Consider the following 18,668-nt stretch of genomic DNA (forward strand, 5'->3'; position numbering starts at 1 on the left):
ACATCACTGGATACAGTATGCTTCCTTCAAAAGTCGTTCGTCATAAAGCAGGACGCTTTCTGCCTGTCATTCTTGCTGGGCTGATTTTAGCCGCGTGTAGCGGTCAGGGGCCGCAAACCTCAACCGTCAATATTCAGGGGCCAGTCACCGCCAGCTCCGCTTACTATCTGCAGCAAGCGCAGCAAAGCAGCGATGATAGCAAGACCGACTGGCAATTACTCGCAATCCGCGCCCTGTTGAAGGAAGGAAAGTATCCTGAAGCGACCCAGCAACTGAGCCAGTTGCCGCAGCAGCTCTCAGAGACGCAGCAACAGGAATCCCTGCTGCTGAGAGCGCAATTGCTGATTTCACAGCAGAAAACCAAAGAGGCTGAACCCCTGTTAGCACAGGTGAAAACCGGTTCGCTGTCGCAGGATCAGCTGGCACGTTATTACAGTCTGCAGATCGCCAGCGCCCAGGGTCGCCCTTCACTCTCACTGCTGCGCACCTATATTGCGCAGGAGCCGCTGCTGAAAGGCACCGATCATCAGGCCAACATTGACGCCACCTGGCAGACCCTGACGCAGATGTCACCACAGGAGGCCAGCAACCTGGTGATTAATGCCGACGAAAATGTGCTGCAGGGCTGGCTCGATCTGCTCGCGGTCTGGCGTGCCAACGCCCAGGATGCGGAGATGCTCAAGTCCGGCATCAAAGACTGGCAGACCCGCTATCCGCAGAACCCGGCGGCTAAAACGCTGCCGACGCAGCTGAGCCAGATGCAGAACTACACTAAAGCCTCTACCAGCATCATCGCCCTGCTGCTGCCGCTGAATGGCCAGGCGCAGGTCTTTGCGAATGCGATTCAGAAAGGCTTTAACGACGCGAAGAATGGCGTAACCGCGCCGGTCGCCCAGCCAGCGGCTGCCCAGCCTGCTTCTGCAGATGCGACGGCCAGCACGCAACCTGCCGCCGCGGGATCGGCTGCCGATCCCATCAGCGCGCCGCAGCAGTCTGCTGACACCACAACACAACCTCAGTCACAGCCCCAGTCTCAGTCTCAGTCTCAGTCTCAGTCTCAGTCTCAGTCTCAGTCTCAGTCTCAGTCTCAGCCTGCTGCAGCCGCACCGGCCAGCAACGCCCAGATCAAGGTTTATGACACCAGCAGCCAGCCTATTGAGCAGGTCATGCAGCAGGCCCAGCAGGATGGTGCGACTATCGTGGTCGGCCCGCTGCTGAAGAGCAACGTTGAGAAGGTCGCCAACAGCCAGACGCCACTGAATGTGCTGGCGCTTAATGAGCCGGAAAAGATCCAGAACCATCCGAATATTTGCTACTTTGCGCTTTCTCCTGAAGACGAAGCGCGCGATGCCGCGCACCATATCTGGGATCAGGGCAAACGCCAGCCGCTGTTGCTGGTGCCGCGCAGTGGACTGGGCGATCGCGTCACCAACGCTTTTGCTCAGGAGTGGCAGACGCTGGGGGGCAGCACCGTCATGCAGCAACGCTTTGGCACGACATCTGAGCTGAAACAGGGCATCAACAGCGGTGCGGGCATCAGCTTATCGGGTACGCCTGTGAACGCTGCACCTGCCGAGCCACAGGGCGTTTCGATTGCAGGCCTCACCATTCCAGCACCGCAACAGAGCACGCCAGATGTGGTCAGCACCAGCAGCGGTGGCGGCGTCGATGCGGTCTACATCGTCTCCACGCAGGATGAACTGCAGCTGATCAAACCTATGATTGCCATGCGCACTGGCAGTCGCAGCAACATTTCGCTCTATGCCAGCTCGCGCAGCGCGCAGGCAGGTGCAGGACCGGACTTCCGTCTGGAAATGGATGGCCTGCAGTTCAGCGATATTCCGCTGCTCTCCGGCAGCAACCCTGGCCTGATGCAGCAGACCTCGAAGTCATTCAATAATGACTACTCGCTGGTGCGTCTCTATGCCATGGGAATGGATGCCTGGACGCTGGCGAACCACTTTAACCAGATGCGTCAGTCTGCTGGCTTTACGCTGGATGGTAATACCGGCAAGCTGAGCGCCGACACGGATTGTGTGATCAACAGGAAGTTGACATGGAACCAGTATCGTCGGGGCGAAATCGCACCGGCCAACTAAATCGCCGTCAGATTGGTGCCGGGCATGAAGAAAATGCCCGACACTATCTGGAGCAGGCAGGCCTGATATGGGTCGCCAGCAATGTTCACTTTCGCAACGGTGAACTTGACCTGATTATGCGTGACGGGCACTGTTGGGTGTTTGTTGAAGTCCGCTACCGGCGCGATGCGCGTTATGGTGGCGCACTCGCCAGCATTACCCGGAATAAACAACAAAAGCTGCTGCGCGCCGCTGCTCTCTGGCTGGCGCAACGCGGCGGCAGTTTTGAAACAGTGAATTGCCGTTTCGACATCATCGCCATTACCGGCACGGCGCTCGAGTGGCTGCCGAATGCCTTTAATGCAGACGTTTAGAACCAGGTGGTCGTGTGCAGGAAAGAATTAAAGCGTGTTTTACCGAAAGTATTCAGACTCAGATTGCCGCAGCAGAGGCGTTGCCCGACGCTATTTCCCGCGCAGCCATGACGCTGGTGCAGTCGCTTCTGAATGGCAATAAAATCCTCAGCTGTGGCAACGGTGCCTCATCCGCCAATGCACAGCACTTCGCCGCCAGCATGATTAACCGTTTTGAGACTGAGCGTCCCAGCTTACCGGCGCTGGCATTAAGTGCAGACAACGTGATGCTGACCGCGATTGGTAATGATCGTCTGCACGATGAGATCTATGCCAAGCAGGTACGCGCGCTGGGACACGCAGGCGATGTACTACTGGCTATCTCAACCCGGGGCAACACCCGCGATATCGTTAAGGCCGTCGAAGCAGCGGTAACACGCGATATGACTATCGTTGCGCTTACCGGGTATGATGGCGGAGAGCTCGCCGGACTGCTGGGGCCGCAGGATGTGGAAATCCGCATTCCATCGCACCGTAGCGCCCGTATCCAGGAGATGCATATGCTGACCGTGAATTGCTTATGCGATCTGATCGATAACACTCTCTTTCCCCATCAGGAATGACCGAAGGAGCACGAATGAAAGCATTGAATGCTATAGCTATTCTGTTAACCGCCATGCTGCTTCAGGGCTGCGTTGCGGTTGTGGCTGGCGGCGCAGCGGTTGCCACCAAAACGGCGACCGATCCACGCTCGGTAGGTACGCAGGTTGATGACGGCACTCTGGAGCTGCGCGTCACTAACGCGCTGGCGAAAGATCAGCAGATTAAAACCGATGCACGCGTCATCGCCACGGCTTATCAGGGCAAAGTGCTGCTGACCGGTCAGGCACCTTCGCAGGATATCGCCAATCGTGCCAAACAGATCACCATGGGCGTCGATGGCGCAACCGAAGTCTATAACGAGATCCGCATCGGCCAGAAAGTGACGTTAGGCACTACGTCGTCCGACACCTGGATTACCACCAAAATCCGATCGCAGCTGTTGGGCAGCGATCAGGTGAAATCCTCCAACGTGAAAGTGACGACCGAGAATGGCGAAGTATTCCTGCTGGGTCTCGTGACACAACAGGAAGCGCAGGCTGCGGCCGATGTTGCCAGCCGCGTCAGTGGCGTGAAGCACGTCACTACGGCCTTCACCATGCTGAAGTAATTCCTGAAACGCAAAAAAGGCGGCCATGGCCGCCTTTTTTATGGTCCGATTTTCAGACCGGAATGTCGATGACCAGCGCGCGGGTCGCGGTTTTTGCTGTCAGCTGCAACTGTTTCTCTTCCTGTAAAAACGCACCATCGCCACAGCCCAGCTTCTCCTGATGATCCGTGCCGGACATCGCCTCCAGCGAGCCATGAATCGACTGCAGATAGGCGCGCGGGCCCTGTATCGGCAGCGAGTAATGTTCGCCCGGTGCCAGCTCGACCTGGTGGATCCACACCTGCTGACGCAGTTGCAGACTATCGTCCACGCCATCCGGCGAGGCGATAAGCTGAGACAAGCGACCTTCCGTGAGGGCTATTTTCTGCATCCGCAGATTTTCGCGCTCCGGACAGGCAGCCAGCCAGAGCTGCATGCGTGTCAGCGGGCGATCTTTGCTCAGATTAATTTCGGTGTAACTCACACCGGGTTGAGCAGAGAGCAGCAGCGCTTCCCCTTCCCGCACGCTGATCGTATTGCCTTCGCTGTCGCGATATTCGGCTTCACCCTGCAGCACGATGTTCAGCACATCGACCTGCGGATAGGTGCGCGGCTGAAAAGCGGCACCCGGCGCCAGCACTTCCTGGTTCAGTACGCGCAGCGATGCGTACCCCATCAGTTTGGGATCAAAGTAGTGGCCAAAAGAGAAACTGTAGCGGCCCTGCAACCAGCCGAAATCGGCCTGACCACAGGCGGACGCACTGCGTGTCGTTATCATTATTTACCTCCGGCATCCGGTGACGAGGATCGGCCACGGACTTTATGCACCCATGGTAAAAGTCTGGACGCCGGATTGTTAGCCAGTTAATCTGCCCGGCATGTTCAAATTTCCTGACAGAGAACCGGGATGGCTAAAGAGCGTGCGTTAACCCTTGAATCGTTACGCGTTATGGATGCGATCGATCGCCGTGGCAGTTTTGCAGCAGCAGCGGATGAACTGGGGCGTGTACCGTCTGCCCTCAGCTACACCATGCAAAAGCTGGAAGAAGAACTGGATGTGGTGCTGTTTGACCGCTCCGGTCACCGCACCAAATTTACCAACGTGGGGCGCATGCTGCTGGAGCGTGGCCGGGTACTGCTGGAAGCGGCCGACAAGCTCACCACCGATGCGGAAGCGCTGGCGCGTGGCTGGGAAACCCATCTGACTATCGTTACCGAAGCGCTGGTGCCCATTGATGCACTCTTTCCGCTGGTGACCCGTCTGGCCGACAAAGCTAACACGCAGTTTTCGCTGGTCACAGAAGTACTGGCGGGCGCATGGGAACGACTGGAACAGGGCCGCGCCGATATCGTGATTGCCCCCGATATGCATTTCCGCGCCTCCACCGAGATCAATACCCGCAAGCTCTACACCATGATGAGCGTCTACGTCGCCAGTGCGGATCACCCGATTCATAACGAGCCGGAACCGCAGTCTGAAGTGACGCGGGTGAAATACCGTGGCATTGCAGTCGCGGATACTGCGCGCGAACGTCCGGTGCTGACCGTGCAGTTGCTGGATAAGCAGCAGCGCCTGACCGTGAGCAGCATGGACGATAAGCGCCGTGCGCTGCTGGCGGGTCTGGGCGTGGCAACCATGCCCTATTCATTAGTCGAGCAGGATATTGCTGAAGGTCGTCTGCGGGTAGTGAGCCCGGAATATACCCGCGAGGTCGATATTATTATGGCGTGGCGACGTGACAGCATGGGCGAAGCCAAATCCTGGTGCCTGCGCGAGATCCCGCGCCTGCTGGCGAAGAAAAACTAAGTATCGTGGTTTCAGGGCGAAGCTAAGACCGGCTCAGGCAATCCATCGCCACCGCCCTGAAGCTGTTAAAATCGCTGCTGTCCCGCAGGCGGGTCATCGCCCGTTCACGCAGGAACGTCACAAACAGATCGTAAATTGCCATTGCTTCTTCATATTCACTTTTGCTGATCGCCAACAGGAAGATGACATAGGCGGTATCGTCGCCCCACGCGATGCCGTGCGGTGCCAGCACGGTATAGACCACGGTTTTCTTTGCCAGCAGTCCCAGCGAATGCGGCAGCGCAATCCCTTCGCCGAGCATGGTGCTGACAATCGCTTCACGCTCTTCAACCGACGGATAGAACGCCGCATCTACAAAGCCCTCAGTCTGTAGCTGATCGCACAGCTGACGGAACAGTTCAGACTGGGTCATCGGCCTGTCAACGATATGAAAGTGCTGGGCATCAAAAAATTTCGCCAACATGTAGGGCCGGGTCCGGTCAACCAGCACCAGCTTGCCAATCTGCTCCAGCTGAAAACCGGTGGGAAACGGTGACATCACTACCACCGGTTTCTCTTTTTCACTGAGCCGGATGGTCGAGATAACAAAATCCTCGTCAATACGACTTCGCGCTTCATATTCGCGCTGTGACAGGCGCGCCGTGATCTGTAACTGCGGGTATTTGCGCAGCAGCATCGCCTCTATCATGCGCAGCGTAGAGTTACCACTGTCGCACACCAGCAACACCTGCGGATGACGCTGATAGCCCACGTCATAGTGGCGCTCCAGCCCGACGCCAATATGCAGCACCAGAAAGCCGATCTCATTCTCGGAGATAACATATGGAGTATATTTCCCCCAGCTGGTCACCGCCGCTAAGGTGACATCGTAGGCCATCGGATAGTGCTGCTTAATGTTGCTGAGCAGCGGGTTGGGAATGTGGATCTGATAACGCACCCGGGTAATCATAGTTTTGATGTGGGTGAGCAGGTCAGCACGCAGCTGCTGATCGTTTTGCAGATTGAAGTTGTAGTGCGTGTTGATAAAGCTGAGCAGATAATCCACCAGCGCGTCGGCATCATCCGCATTGATGGCGCTGGGCGCGATCGCCTGAATGCGTCGCGCCGCAATATTGACCCGCAGCCAGTTCTCTTCCGCCGGTGAAATCGGTTTGCTGACCAGCGGGCGCATCAGATTAATCAACTGATGCGCCGCTTCCCGCACTTCATCGCCAATCTCCTCGGCACCCGGATCGTTAAGCGGATAGCCCTCGCTGATGCGACGCACCGCCACGGCGCAGTAAAGCCGCAGATAGCGTTCACCTTCATCGCTGAGGCGAATGTTGTGTTGAGCAAAACAGCTTTGCAGCAGCGGGCGCAGCGTCTTCAGCATGCCGCTGTTCAGCGCTTCAATCGTCAGCAGCGGACTCTCTGGCTGCGCCTGATCGATTTGCCATAACAGGTCGGTCAGGCAGGTACGAATTGCCACTTCGCTGCCAAACAGCTTCATGCCGTAGTGTGGCTTGCTCTCAATGGTGAGGTGATAGCGACCCAGCCATTCGCGCACCTCCGCCATATCATTCTGCAGGGTGGCGCGGCTGACAAACCACTCTTCGGCCAGCTCTTCAAGTTTCAGCGAATAAGCCGCAGTGAGAAAGCGGGTCAGCAGGTAACGAACCCGGTCTGGCGAGGTGCGTGGCACTCGTAGCGGCGACGCGGTGTGCTGCTGCAGATGCTGAAAGCGCTGAATATCCTCAATCTTCAGCTGATAGCCCGCGCCACGGCTCAGGATAAACTGCGCGCCATGCTCTGCCAGCAGCGCATTCAGCGCCGTGATATCGGTGCGCACAGTGCGGGTCGAGACGGCAAAACGCCGCGCCAGCTCATCCTGAGGCAGCGTTTCGTTTTGCAGGGCATCGAACAGTTGCGCAAGGCGCTGATTGGGAAATCTCACAAGCGTTACCTGTTTGCAGACAGAAAGTGGGAAGATCAGCCTACGGCGATCGTCACGCAACGTCCATGTCGCGCGATCGGCCTGCCGCAGGCTGATCGTGTCGATCTTCAGGTCAGCAGCGTTTTACAGATGGCCAGTAGCTGCTGCACATCTTCAATGCGGGTCTCTCCGCTGGCTTTGTCAATGATCGAACTGTAGACGTGCGGGATCACTTTGCTGACGCCCGACTCCAGCGCAATGCGCACGATCTCGCCGAAATTGTCCAGATCGATGCCGCCGGTGGGCTCCAGCCAGAAATCCTGTTTTGCACAGGCTTCCGCCACAGCGCGGTACTCATCCACCGCCTGCAGGCCGCCCATCGGGAAATATTTCACCGAGCTGCCGCCCATATCCTGCAGCATCGCAATCGCCGTTTCGATGGGCACGATCCCGTCCTGCTCTTTTGCGCTGCGCGGTCCGGTAGAGATTTTGACCCGGCCGGGCGTGCCGGTGGGCGAGATCAGACCGTTCACGATGGTCTGTGACTGGCCCAGCAGCGCACGACTGGTGGCAACGCCGGTAAAGACCTGGTTCACATGCTGTGGTTGCAGCACCGCCGAAATCTCACTCACCATCAGTGACTGATTGGGATCGCCCGCGCCCAGCCCCACCGAGAGTGCATTATCGATCAGCGCGGCATACTCACGCATATCCGCGATAGCAGCGTCATTGCTGGCGTAGTTTTTTGACAGCACGCCGACCAGCACGTGCCCTTCTGCTGCCTGCCAGATGGCGCGGGCGTTCTCCTTTGATCCCGCCAGGACGTTAAGGCAGATGCGATCCTGATAAAAGTTGGGGGTCAGCGTCATGCGTGTTTCTCTCCGTTTAACAGTGCCTGAATGCGGGTGAAAATCGTGTGCAGTTGATCGGCGCTGACGCTGCGCACGTCCGCCTCAATGATCCCCTCGTTGGCTTTGTAGCCACGGAAGTAGATCGCGACGTCGCCCTTTTTCAGCGCCTGCACCAGATCGCCGGTGCGCTGCTGGATCGCGGCTTCGTCAAATGCGATCTCAGCGCGGGCGATATCGCGTCCGGCTGCATCCCACACGATGCGGGCCGTCACGCCATTCAGGCTGTTGAGCCGCTCAATAAACGGCGTCATTTTTTCCACCATCTGCGCGCCGCTGATTTTTGGCTGAGACAGATAGTTTTCAATCGCCTGGGTCAGCCCGAGAATCCCCTCTTTGCCCACTTTCATCGCGCGGCCTATACCGTTAGTCTGGCGTTTGACCCACTCAACGTAGTGGTGTCTGCCAATGACCAGTCCGCTGGTCGGCCCTTCAATCGCTTTTGCGCCGCTGTAGATCACCAGATCGGCACCCGCCTGGTAGTAGCATTGCAGATCCTCTTCCGCTGCCGCATCGACGATTAGCGGCACACCATGCTCACGCGCAACCGCCGCGGCCTGTGCCACATCGAGATGGCTTTTCTGCACGCAGTGGTGAGATTTCACATAGAGGATCGCTGCGGTCTGTGGCGTGATCGCCGCCGCCAACTGGGCGGGTGAGCACTCGTTGCTATATCCTGCTTCCACAAGTTGCCCGCCACCCAGCGCCACCATGCTGCCGACCGGTGCGCCATAGTTCACGTTGTGCCCTTTCGGCACGACAATCTGGTGCGGGATGGTCAGCGGTGCGGCGTGCAGGTTGTCCACCAGCCAGTCGCTGTCTTTCACAATCACCGCCGCCACGCTCTGGGCAATACCGGCCGAGGCGCAGGAGACCACCAGCGCGTCCTCCACCTTCAGCAGACCGGCGATATAAGTACCCGTCTTATCCACCAGATCTTTCATTTCAAAGTAGTGGTCGAGGCCGTACTTCACCGTATCGATCACGTCACTGGACGGCGTTGAAACGCCGAGGATCGTCATACGGCCAGAGGCGTTTATTACCGGCTTCAGGCCATACTTTTCATATACCGAGTTCATGCGCTATTCCTTCTTTTGTCGCGAACCACGTACCAGCGACGACGGCCGCCAGCGGAACAAGATGCTTCTCACCGGCGATCTGTTCACCTTCTGAATCGATAAAGGGCCGGGTTTCCTCTTTGACGCTAAAAACCGTCAGGTCGGCGTCGTAGCCAATTTTCAGCTGGCCCTTGCGCAGCAGGCGAAGTCCTGCCGCCGCATTGACCGTTACGCAGTCAATCACCTGCGGCAGCGTCATGCCGACGCTGAAGAATTTCGACATCACATGTGCCAGGCTGTGAACCGGCCCGCTCAGGCGATTACGGCAGTAGATGTCAGAGCTGATGGTGTCGGGCAGAATGCCCTGCGCAATCGCCACGCGGGCAACCTCAAAGCTGAAACTGGCGCTACCGTGGCCGACATCGAGTTTTACGCCACGTGCAATGGCATGTTTTACCGCCGCTTTGAGTTCACCCTGCGGCGTCAGAATGCGGTTGGGTTTGCCATTAAAACAGTGCGTGATGATGTCGCCCGTGGTGAGCAGATCCGCAATCTGGTCGAGATTGGGTGGATTATTGCCGATGTGAACCATTAGCGGCAGACCGCCACTTTCCTGCTGAATTGCCTTAGCTTTTATCAGCGGCTGGACGCCGTTCTGACCCACCACGCTGCTGCTGATGCGCGCCTTAAGGCCGACAATAAAATCGGGCAGTCGTGCTACGGCCTGCTGCACCGCTTCGCCGTCGATCTGCGTCATATCGGCCAGCTCATTCTGGGTGACGATGCCGGTGCGGGCGATATTGATCAGCGCATAGACCTGAGTCTGCGCCGCACGCGTCAGCTGGTAGAAATCGTCAATGTGTTCTGCGCCGGTGCTGCCCGCATCGACTACCGTGGTGACGCCATGCGCCACACCAATCGCGTCCGCTTCATCATGGTAAATCGGTGATTTGGGATAGCAGTGAACGTGTGAGTCTATCCAGCCAGCGCTGACGTAGTAGCGGCCCGCCAGATCGCGCTCGTGCCGGGCCTTGCCCTGCACGTTGCCGATAGCGGCAATGCGGCCATCCTGCAGCGCAATGTCGACCACCTGCTCATCGCAGAGTCTTGCTGCGCGGATAATCAAGTCGTACATGGTTTCTCCTTAACGGCAGCCCGCTGCCGGGCTGCCGGTGAGATTCAGAGAGCAATCGGGAACAGCGCACCCAGAATCATCGCGCCGAGGATGGCACCGCCGGTAATCGGTTTGTTCCAGAGGTAGAACAGCAGCGCACCCAGCAGTGAGCCCAGGCCAATCGGAATGGAGGCTGCCATAGCGGACAGGATGATCAGCGGACCCAGGAAGCGGCCCGAAGCATTACCCGCGCCCATCATCACGTCTGCGCCGTAGGTGGAGTCGCTCTGATTGATGGTGAATTTACGCGCCAGAATAATCAGGTAGCCAATCGCCACGCCAATCACCAGGCCGGTCGCCAGCGAAGCCGCGAAGTTCGCCACCGGAAAGACGATGCCCGCCCCCAGCAGCAGTGCCGGAACACCCAGCCCGACGCCGGTCTGGATCGCGCCGCCGATATCCAGAATGCCCACCAGCGAACCTTCAATGATGCGGGCAAACAGGAAACTGGCACCGAAGGCGGCGACTGCACCGTAGACGCCGGTCTCCATGCCCGCGCGCAGCATCGAAACAAACGCCACTTCGTTAAACGCGCCGATGCCATAGAGGTAATACATGTGGGTCCCGGCAAAAACGCCCGAGGAGAGCAGGCCAACAAAGATTGGGAAAGACCAGTCGGCGTACCAGAAGCCTTTATTTTCGTTCATCGCATCGCCTCTTATTTGCCGCTGACTGCGTTATGGATCATGTCGAGCCAGCCGGGAATGCCGAACTGGAAGGACTGCAGCAGCTTCATGTCGAAACCACGGAAGAAACCGCTGAGCACAAACAGCAGCACGATGGCGGTCATCATCACTTTAGTGACCCGGTTCCAGCCGCTCTCTTCCACGCCTTTACCGATCAGGATACCCAGCACCAGACCTGGCACGGCGTTGCCCATAATCAGCTGCGCCAGACCGCCAAAAATGGTGGCCCAGAAGCCTGATTTTTTGCCTGCATCAATCGCCGCCAGCCAGAAGATCACCGGCATGACGGTATTCACCAGCAGGTTAGCGGCGGGCACCAGTACTTTGACCGCGGTCACCTGCAGTGCAGCCGGCACAGCAGAGGCAGTGGAGTTGAGGAAGGCGACCACGATCATGCCGATGATGCCGCAGGCGATGGCCATTTTTTTCGGATCGTGCAGCGTCTCCGCCACATTACGGTTCTTCACCATCAAAGCGGCCGCGCCCCAGTTTGGAATGATGCGGTGATCCACATCCTGCGTGAATGAACCGGCTGCGACAGACGATGCCCAGGCATTGAAAAAGAAGCCAAGACCAAAGGAGAAGTGGGATGCCGGATCGCCCTCGCACGAATTCAGCTCGCCCAGCGTACGAAAGGCGCCCATGCCCTGGGTGGTGGGCGCATGGAACATGCGCGCAGCACCCGCACCGACGCCGACCCCGACCAGCCCGCCAATGATCAACGACTTAAACAAAATGATTAAAAACATGTTGTTGTACCTTGTTGTCGTTTTTACCCGCCCTATCCGCGACGCCGCATTGACCTGGCCTGACCGCCGCGCTATCGCAACAGCAGTGGAACGGACAAACGGCGGGCTGATGTGAACAGGTTCTGTTTTATGATGCCGCCGTGAACGTCACCTGTTCGGTGTCGAAAACGGTGACGCTGACGGTGATCTCCAGCGTGACGCTGAAGCTCCTCCGCTGGCGCGCCAAAAAGAAGAAGAGAAACTTCTCGGTTCTGACGCTCTCCTGCGCGCGCAGCACCCGGACATCCTGAGGTTCAATGCGCAGCAGAATTTTTTGCGTCGCGCGCAGGACCTGGTTCTGCACCCGACTCAGGGCATCGGCAAAGGCTTTCGCTTTGGTGTCGCCTTTGCCCTCGACCGTCACCTGGGTAACGTAGTGTTCTTTCATAATCAGCTGCCGTGCTTCTTGTTCCAGGCCTGCACCAGCCGCTCGCCTAACTCTTCTTTATCCATAAAGCCGAAGCCCAGCACCGTGGCACCTTCATTGATGGCAGTGACGCCTTCGTCGACAGAACGCATGCCATGTTTTGCTTTGTAGCCATATTTGTTCTGCGCGGTAATAGCACCCGCGCCACCGCTGCCGCAGAACGAGATGCCGAAATCAGCGTTCTCTGCCTTCATCACGTCACCCAGCTTCATGTCAGCGGCCACGCCTGGCACCACGACGGCACGACCACCCGCTTTCTCGATGCCCGCGGCCACTTTCTGGCCCTTACCTAAACGATCGCCAATCACTACTGTTACCATGGTGTGTTCCTCTCTATTTGTTTGATCGCGCGACTTCAATATGCACTGACAGCAGCCAGGCCTCTTCGCGGGGGAGATTGCCAAACAGGTCGACAACCTGCTGCGCCAGCGCGACCGTTTCCGGCGGAATATCCTCAAACAACTCCGCTTCCACTTCCGGTAACGGCTCGCCGCTCAGCGAGCGTGACGCCATGGCTCCGACATGCGATTGCAGCATCTGCTGCTGGACCGCATTGGGCTGAATGCCATGCTGCTGATAGATCGCCGCAATCTGCGTCATTACGCTGTCAGCCAGCTGCTGCACTTTCTCCGGTGGCGCTTCATACACCGGGACGCCGTTATTGCTCACCTTGCTACTCCTGTTAAACCGGATAATTCGCGTTAGAAATAAATTAGCGGTCATCACCCCGGCTGTGGAGAGGCAACATTTCCAGCAGCAAGTGGAAATTGAAGTGAAGGTTGTGCGTCAGATCGCAGGCTGCATGCTTAGTGCGATCTGCGTCTCAAAATGCGCAAAATGATGGCGTTAGCTTCGCCAGGCGGTAATGTTGTGCGGCGACCAGACTGCCAGACGGTAGTTTACGGCGCGGTAATAAGCAGAAGTGATGGTAAAAACTGCCGGTCGGGCTGACCGGCGGTCGGATTAGCGGAATTTCTTATGGTTAGTATTACGGATGTCATCAAATTTAGCGGCTTCGCGTTTTGCGCCGTCCACGTTGTTAGCTTTCGCCAGCGTGCTGACCACATCAATCTGTGCGATGAGTGAGTCCAGGCCAGCGTGATAGTCTTTGATCTGCGCACTGTCAGCAGGCTGACCTTCCAGCTTATCGGGCGTCGACTTTTTGGCATCCTGCGCCGCGGCACGCATTTTGGTTAACGCCTGCTGCATCTCCTGCGCACTGTCCGTTTTCTTAACGATTTTCAGGTTCGCATTCAGCGTGTCCATATCCTGCTCCAGATCTGCCGCATAGAGACTGACGCTGGAGAACAACAGAGAAGCCGACAACATTGCAATCACATGCTTACGCATCATTACTTCCTTTTTATTGTGATGAAAAAAAAGCAGCCAACAGGCTGCTTCAGGAATTCATCTTTATTGTCCCGCTATCTTCATCTCAGGCAGTAGCACCGAACCGCACTGGATATTACTGCGGGTTTCAATATCGTCACCGATGGTCACCATGTTGTGCCACATCTCTTTAAGATTGCCGGCAATAGTGACTTCGCTGACCGGGTACTGAATTACGCCATTCTCAACCCAGAAACCGGCTGCACCGCGTGAGTAGTCACCGGTAATGGCGCTGACGCCCTGGCCCATCAGTTCGGTCACCACTAACCCGGTACCCATCTGCTTCAGCAGGTCGTCAAAGCTGTGGCCCTGACCCGCAATGCGCCAGTTATGAATACCACCAGCATGGCCGGTGCTGGTCAGACCCAGTTTACGGGCGGAATAGCTGGTCAACAGCCAGGTCTGCAATACGCCATCTTTGATGATGTCGCGCGCCTGAGTCCGCACCCCTTCACTGTCAAACGGCGTAGAGGCGAGCCCTTTCAGCAGGTGTGGCTGTTCACTGATAGTGAGCCACTCCGGCAGAATCTCCTGACCCATTGAATCCAGCAGGAAAGTCGATTTACGGTAAACGCTGCTGCCGCTGATCGCACCAACCAGATGGCCAAACAAGCCAGTCGCCACTTCAGCGGCAAAAATCACCGGGGCTTTCATGGTCGGAAGTTTACGCGGGGCCAGACGGGAGAGCGTACGGCGCGCGCACTCTGCACCTACCCAATCCGGGCTTTTCAAATCTTCAAATGCACGGCCAATGGTATAGGCGTAGTCGCGCTCCATGTTGCCATCCTGCTCAGCGATAACGCAGCTGGAGAGCGAATGGCGGCTTGAGCAGTAGCTCTGCAACATTCCGTGGCTGTTGCCAAAGACTTTGATGCCGACGTGGCTGTTGAAACTACCGCCTTCGGTGTTGGTAATACGCTTGTCGGCACGCAGTGACGCCTGTTCCGCCTGCGCGGCCAGTTCAATGGCACGATCAGCGTCAATTTCCCACGGATGGTAGAGATCCAGATCCGGCGCATCATAGGCCAGCAGTTCTGCGTCGGCCAGACCGGCAAAGGGATCGGGTGAGGTGTAGCGGGCAATATCAATCGCCGCCTGCACGGTACGCTTGATCGCATCCGGGCTGAGGTCGGTCGATGAGGCACTGCCTTTACGATTCTGATGATAAACGGTGATGCCCAGCGCACCGTCGCTGTTAAATTCAACGTTTTCCACTTCGCCATAGCGGGTGCTGACCCCGATGCCGGTGGTCTTACTGACAGCCACTTCCGCGCTGTCAGTGCTTGCTTTAGCCAGTTCAAGTGCCTGCGCAATGGCCTGCTCCAGTACTTTTCGCTGTTCTGCAACCTGAGTAGATACGTTCATCGACCTGCCGTCTAATCTTATGTGTGAATGATTTGAGTCTATCAGAGTCAGAGAACAATTTCGCAGTCACCCGATAAACTGGTAGGATTAGCCTCTTTTTTTTGGGAGCCCGGAAATGACCAGACAGCCCGATGAGTGGCTCGACGATGTGCCAGATAATGACGAAGAAGAAGATGAAGAGATTATCTGGGTCAGTAAGAGTGAAATTAAACGCGATGCAGAAGAGCTAAAGCGCCTGGGAGCCGAACTGGTTGATCTGGGTAAAAACTCGCTGGATAAAATCCCGCTGGATGAACGCCTGCGCACCGAGATCGAACTGGCACAGCGCATCAAGAAAGAGGGTCGCCGCCGTCAGCTGCAGCTGATCGGTAAACTGCTGCGCAGTATTGATGTGGAGCCGATCCGCATTGCGCTGGATAAGCTAAAGAATCGCCACAACCAGCAGGTTGCGCTGTTCCACAAACTGGAAATGCTGCGCGATCGTCTGATTGAGCAAGGCGATGAGGCGATGAGCGACGTCATTGCGCTTTATCCCGATGCCGATCGTCAGCAGTTACGCAGCATGATCCGTAACGCGCAGAAAGAGAAAGCGGGCAACAAGCCGCCGAAGTCTGCCCGTCAGATTTTCCAGTATCTGCGCGAGCTGGCCGAAGCGCAGTAATGCCATGGCGGGCAGTTTCGCCCGCCTCCCGGCAGCCCTTACCGATAGATATAGAGAATACCGGTGCGCAGCCGCAACTGGCGTTCGCTCGATGTCGCAGAACGTCCGATATCGCCAAAGGTGACGTAAGGCACCCAGACGCGATCGTTGCCAAGCGCATAATCGAACTGTAATTCCTGTTCATAGTCATCATGCTTATTAGCAAACAGTTTCGCATCCGCGTGCTTATATACCAGCTTATAGGTGGTGGTGAGACGATCGGTTTTATTGCGCAGATAGAGGTCAAAACGGTTAGCCGTGCGATGCCGGTCAGTATCGCAATAATCAATCCCCCCGGTGCGGCATTGATCGTCATGGGCATAATCGGTCAGTTCAAGGCGATATAATCCGCCAACAGACCAGCGGTCATTAATTTTATACCAGGGCGCCACACCAAACTTCCATTCGGTGCGCGAGGAGTTAAATTCCGGCTGGATAAAAGGTGACAGCGTCCAGTTACCCCAGTAATAGGACTTCAGAAAGGTGACTTCCACCACATTTAACACGGTGTCGTTATAATATTTATCTTTTGGATCGGCGCCACCGGTTTTAAATTTGGTTTCGACGCCAAGAAACATATTATCCGGCAGCGTGGTACTCAGCCCCAGCTTGTCATAGTGCGTGCGGTCGCGAAGACGGTATTCGTGCCGGTAATCCACCGTGGCTGTTGCCAGTGCTGCTGCGGAAGTGCATAACAGCGTAACGCCCAGAGCCAATGATCGTGTTGTACTTTTTCCCATAAAAAACATCCTTATTCTCAGTCATCAGGGCAATGAATTATCCGAACTCATTTAACCCAAAGTTAACTTATATTTAAAAACCGTATTAATATAAGATGCCACATAAATAAAACCTGTTATTTTTTAACCTGAATCCTTCTGGTTATTATTTATTTCCCGGCTACAACAGAGACGATGCTAAAAATAACCGACAGGTGTGGCCTTTCTGTTTCAGACACTAATAGAGAAAATATGGCAACTGAAGGAAGAGTGAGCAGATCAAATTCAAAAATATGTGGTATTTGTTGAGAAGATAATATTATGGGGAATACTACGTTTAAAAAAACGCCCGATATGGGCGTCGGAGATTGTTGATAAAGTTCGGCCCTGTAGCGGTAAGACCGAGCCTGCAAAGAGAACGCGGTCAGATCGGAAAGACGCAAAAGCTGTCATCGATGACACGCCCGGCCCGCGTCATCCGTAGCGCGGGACGCTTTCCTCTTCTGACCGAATTCCCTTCGCCTTGGGCAACTGCGTTGCTGCCAGATTCACCCTGATTAGGGTTTGTCATCAGTCTGAAACGCCCGAAACGGGTGCCTGTTTTTAGGCCAGCCTGTCCAACAGCTTCTGATGAATGCCGCCAAACCCACCGTTGCTCATCACCAGAATCGTGTCACCTGGCTGAGCGGCTTTTGCCACCATTTCTACCAGGGTATCGATATCCGCGCTCCAGTGTGCAGGCGGAATGCACGCTTCTGCGACATCTGAAACCTGCCACGGAATATGGTGCGGCTGGAACAGGAAGACCTCATCAGCACGCGCCAGCGACGGTGCCAGGTCGTTTTTGCTGACGCCCATCTTCATGGTATTGGAGCGAGGCTCCAGCACGGCCAGGATGCGTGCTCTGCCGCCCACTTTGCTGCGCAGGGCAGCCAGCGTCGCCAGAATTGCCGTCGGATGGTGAGCGAAGTCATCATAGACTTTGATGTTATTTACTTCGCCACGCAGCTCCAGCCGGCGACGTGCATTGATAAAGGTGTTCAGCGCCTGGCCTGCATCTTCCGGCTTCACACCGACATGCCGCGCGGCTGCAATCGCCATCAGCCCGTTGTGCATATTGTGTTCACCCACCAGCGCCCAGTTCACTTCCCCGACTTTTTCGCCGTCGAGCCAGATTTCCCAGTGAGACGCATCGTTGGTCAGCTTCTTCGCCTGCCAGCGCCCGTGCTCGCCAATGCTCTCCTGCTCGCTCCAGCAACCCATCGCCATCACCTGTTTGAGGTTAGGATCATGTTCCGGCAGCAGGATCTTGCCCTGCCCCGGCACGATCCGCACCAGATGGTGGAACTGCTTCTGGATCGCCCGCAGATCGTCAAAGATATCGGCGTGATCAAATTCAAGGTTGTTGAGTATCAGGGTTCGTGGAGAGTAATGGACAAACTTGGAACGCTTATCAAAAAACGCGCAGTCATACTCATCCGCTTCAATCACGAAGAATGGACTTTTTCCTAATTTTGCCGAGACATCGAAGTTTCCAGGCACACCACCAATAATGAAGCCGGGTTCCAGGCCGCAGGCCTCGAGAATCCACGCTGCCATGCCGGCTGTGGTGGTTTTACCGTGGGTTCCGGCCACGGCCAGCACCCAGCGATCGCGCAGCACGAAATCGTGCAGCCACTGCGGGCCAGAGAGGTAGGGAATGTTGCGTTCCAGCACCGCTTCCACACAAGGATTACCCCGCGTCATCGCATTGCCGATAATGACTAAGTCAGGCACCGGATCAAGCTGACTGGCATCATAACCTTCTGTTAATTCAATACCTTGCTGTTCGAGCAGTGTACTCATTGGCGGATAAACGTTGGCGTCTGAACCGGTCACCTGATGACCCAGTGAACGAGCCAGCACCGCCAGACCACCCATAAAAGTGCCACAAATCCCGAGGATGTGAATGCGCATAACATGATCCATTACTCAAAAGTTCGGCGCACAGTGTAACGCCGCTCGCAGACGGAAGAAACGGATTAGGACTATGGTTTTTGAAGTTCAATCGGCTAAACTGCGTACGCATCCGTTGGCAGACTGTTACGCGTGCTGCCACTCCATCGAAGATTCAGG

The 18,668-nt window shown here is 56.3% G+C and carries 20 protein-coding genes; 6 read left to right on the forward strand and 14 right to left on the reverse strand.

Annotated features, from left to right (window positions below):
* The first annotated feature begins 17 nt into the window (after positions 1-17).
* The 4 genes from NIM72_RS09595 to dolP are packed head-to-tail and all read left to right on the forward strand — an operon-like array spanning position 18 to position 3,641.
* Positions 18-2,099: a penicillin-binding protein activator gene (locus tag NIM72_RS09595; RefSeq protein WP_253420125.1), complete on the forward strand. Its 2,082-nt coding sequence runs from the start codon at positions 18-20 to the stop codon at positions 2,097-2,099.
* Positions 2,057-2,452 (forward strand): YraN family protein, encoded by a 396-nt coding sequence (locus tag NIM72_RS09600; protein WP_161735370.1) that lies wholly within the window; start codon positions 2,057-2,059, stop codon positions 2,450-2,452. The genes NIM72_RS09595 and NIM72_RS09600 overlap by 43 nt, the downstream gene beginning before the upstream one ends.
* A 14-nt stretch (positions 2,453-2,466) precedes the next feature.
* Positions 2,467-3,054 carry a DnaA initiator-associating protein DiaA gene (diaA, locus tag NIM72_RS09605; protein ID WP_003855538.1) on the forward strand — a complete coding sequence of 196 codons (588 nt, stop codon included), beginning with the start codon at positions 2,467-2,469 and terminating at the stop codon, positions 3,052-3,054.
* A gap of 14 nt (positions 3,055-3,068) precedes the next feature.
* Complete coding sequence (dolP, locus tag NIM72_RS09610) at positions 3,069-3,641, forward strand: division/outer membrane stress-associated lipid-binding lipoprotein (protein WP_161735372.1); 573 nt, start codon at positions 3,069-3,071, stop codon at positions 3,639-3,641.
* 52 nt (positions 3,642-3,693) lie between these two features.
* Here dolP and NIM72_RS09615 read toward each other — a convergent pair whose 3' ends face one another.
* Positions 3,694-4,398: a pirin family protein gene (locus NIM72_RS09615; protein WP_161735374.1), complete on the reverse strand. Its 705-nt coding sequence runs from the start codon at positions 4,396-4,398 to the stop codon at positions 3,694-3,696.
* A gap of 129 nt (positions 4,399-4,527) precedes the next feature.
* On the opposite strand from NIM72_RS09615, the gene NIM72_RS09620 reads away from it, so the two are divergent.
* A complete protein-coding gene (locus NIM72_RS09620; protein ID WP_013359142.1) occupies positions 4,528-5,427 on the forward strand; it encodes a LysR family transcriptional regulator in 900 nt (299 codons plus the stop codon).
* A gap of 22 nt (positions 5,428-5,449) precedes the next feature.
* On the opposite strand, the gene NIM72_RS09625 is transcribed toward NIM72_RS09620, so the two are convergent.
* From NIM72_RS09625 to pmbA, 11 genes are all read right to left on the reverse strand, one after another.
* Positions 5,450-7,360, reverse strand: a complete 1,911-nt coding sequence (locus tag NIM72_RS09625; protein WP_253420128.1) for a PRD domain-containing protein — start codon at positions 7,358-7,360, stop codon at positions 5,450-5,452.
* Positions 7,361-7,467: 107 nt separating this feature from the next.
* On the reverse strand, positions 7,468-8,208 hold the full coding sequence (locus NIM72_RS09630) for a KDGP aldolase family protein (protein ID WP_253420131.1): 741 nt from the start codon (positions 8,206-8,208) through the stop codon (positions 7,468-7,470).
* Positions 8,205-9,326 carry a DgaE family pyridoxal phosphate-dependent ammonia lyase gene (locus NIM72_RS09635; protein WP_253420134.1) on the reverse strand — a complete coding sequence of 374 codons (1,122 nt, stop codon included), beginning with the start codon at positions 9,324-9,326 and terminating at the stop codon, positions 8,205-8,207. The genes NIM72_RS09630 and NIM72_RS09635 overlap by 4 nt, the downstream gene beginning before the upstream one ends.
* Positions 9,310-10,440 (reverse strand): amidohydrolase/deacetylase family metallohydrolase, encoded by a 1,131-nt coding sequence (locus NIM72_RS09640; protein ID WP_253420137.1) that lies wholly within the window; start codon positions 10,438-10,440, stop codon positions 9,310-9,312. The genes NIM72_RS09635 and NIM72_RS09640 overlap by 17 nt, the downstream gene beginning before the upstream one ends.
* A gap of 44 nt (positions 10,441-10,484) precedes the next feature.
* A complete protein-coding gene (locus NIM72_RS09645) occupies positions 10,485-11,126 on the reverse strand; it encodes a DUF4310 family protein (RefSeq protein ID WP_010256482.1) in 642 nt (213 codons plus the stop codon).
* A gap of 11 nt (positions 11,127-11,137) precedes the next feature.
* On the reverse strand, positions 11,138-11,914 hold the full coding sequence (locus NIM72_RS09650; RefSeq protein WP_253420144.1) for a DUF4311 domain-containing protein: 777 nt from the start codon (positions 11,912-11,914) through the stop codon (positions 11,138-11,140).
* A 127-nt stretch (positions 11,915-12,041) separates the two neighbouring features.
* On the reverse strand, positions 12,042-12,341 hold the full coding sequence (locus NIM72_RS09655) for a DUF4312 family protein (protein ID WP_013359149.1): 300 nt from the start codon (positions 12,339-12,341) through the stop codon (positions 12,042-12,044).
* A gap of 2 nt (positions 12,342-12,343) precedes the next feature.
* Entirely contained in the window at positions 12,344-12,700 is a 357-nt protein-coding gene (locus tag NIM72_RS09660; protein ID WP_010256477.1) for an SFCGS family glycine-rich protein, read from the reverse strand.
* Positions 12,701-12,713: 13 nt separating this feature from the next.
* Positions 12,714-13,049 carry a glycine dehydrogenase gene (locus NIM72_RS09665; protein WP_161735385.1) on the reverse strand — a complete coding sequence of 112 codons (336 nt, stop codon included), beginning with the start codon at positions 13,047-13,049 and terminating at the stop codon, positions 12,714-12,716.
* A 294-nt stretch (positions 13,050-13,343) separates the two neighbouring features.
* Positions 13,344-13,730 carry a cytochrome b562 gene (cybC, locus tag NIM72_RS09670; RefSeq protein ID WP_161735395.1) on the reverse strand — a complete coding sequence of 129 codons (387 nt, stop codon included), beginning with the start codon at positions 13,728-13,730 and terminating at the stop codon, positions 13,344-13,346.
* A gap of 63 nt (positions 13,731-13,793) precedes the next feature.
* Entirely contained in the window at positions 13,794-15,134 is a 1,341-nt protein-coding gene (pmbA, locus tag NIM72_RS09675) for a metalloprotease PmbA (protein WP_161735387.1), read from the reverse strand.
* A gap of 115 nt (positions 15,135-15,249) precedes the next feature.
* Between pmbA and yjgA the strand changes: the two genes are divergently transcribed.
* Positions 15,250-15,795, forward strand: coding sequence for a ribosome biogenesis factor YjgA (gene yjgA / locus NIM72_RS09680; protein ID WP_013359154.1), 546 nt, complete (start codon positions 15,250-15,252; stop codon positions 15,793-15,795).
* 38 nt (positions 15,796-15,833) lie between these two features.
* On the opposite strand, the gene NIM72_RS09685 is transcribed toward yjgA, so the two are convergent.
* Both NIM72_RS09685 and mpl read right to left on the reverse strand, forming a co-directional pair.
* Positions 15,834-16,574, reverse strand: a complete 741-nt coding sequence (locus NIM72_RS09685) for an oligogalacturonate-specific porin KdgM family protein (RefSeq protein ID WP_135907641.1) — start codon at positions 16,572-16,574, stop codon at positions 15,834-15,836.
* A gap of 582 nt (positions 16,575-17,156) precedes the next feature.
* Complete coding sequence (mpl, locus tag NIM72_RS09690) at positions 17,157-18,509, reverse strand: UDP-N-acetylmuramate:L-alanyl-gamma-D-glutamyl-meso-diaminopimelate ligase (protein WP_222924947.1); 1,353 nt, start codon at positions 18,507-18,509, stop codon at positions 17,157-17,159.
* Positions 18,510-18,668 lie beyond the last annotated feature (159 nt).

Source organism: Pantoea sp. B550 (assembly GCF_024158165.1).
Classification (GTDB): Bacteria; Pseudomonadota; Gammaproteobacteria; order Enterobacterales; family Enterobacteriaceae; genus Pantoea; species Pantoea alfalfae.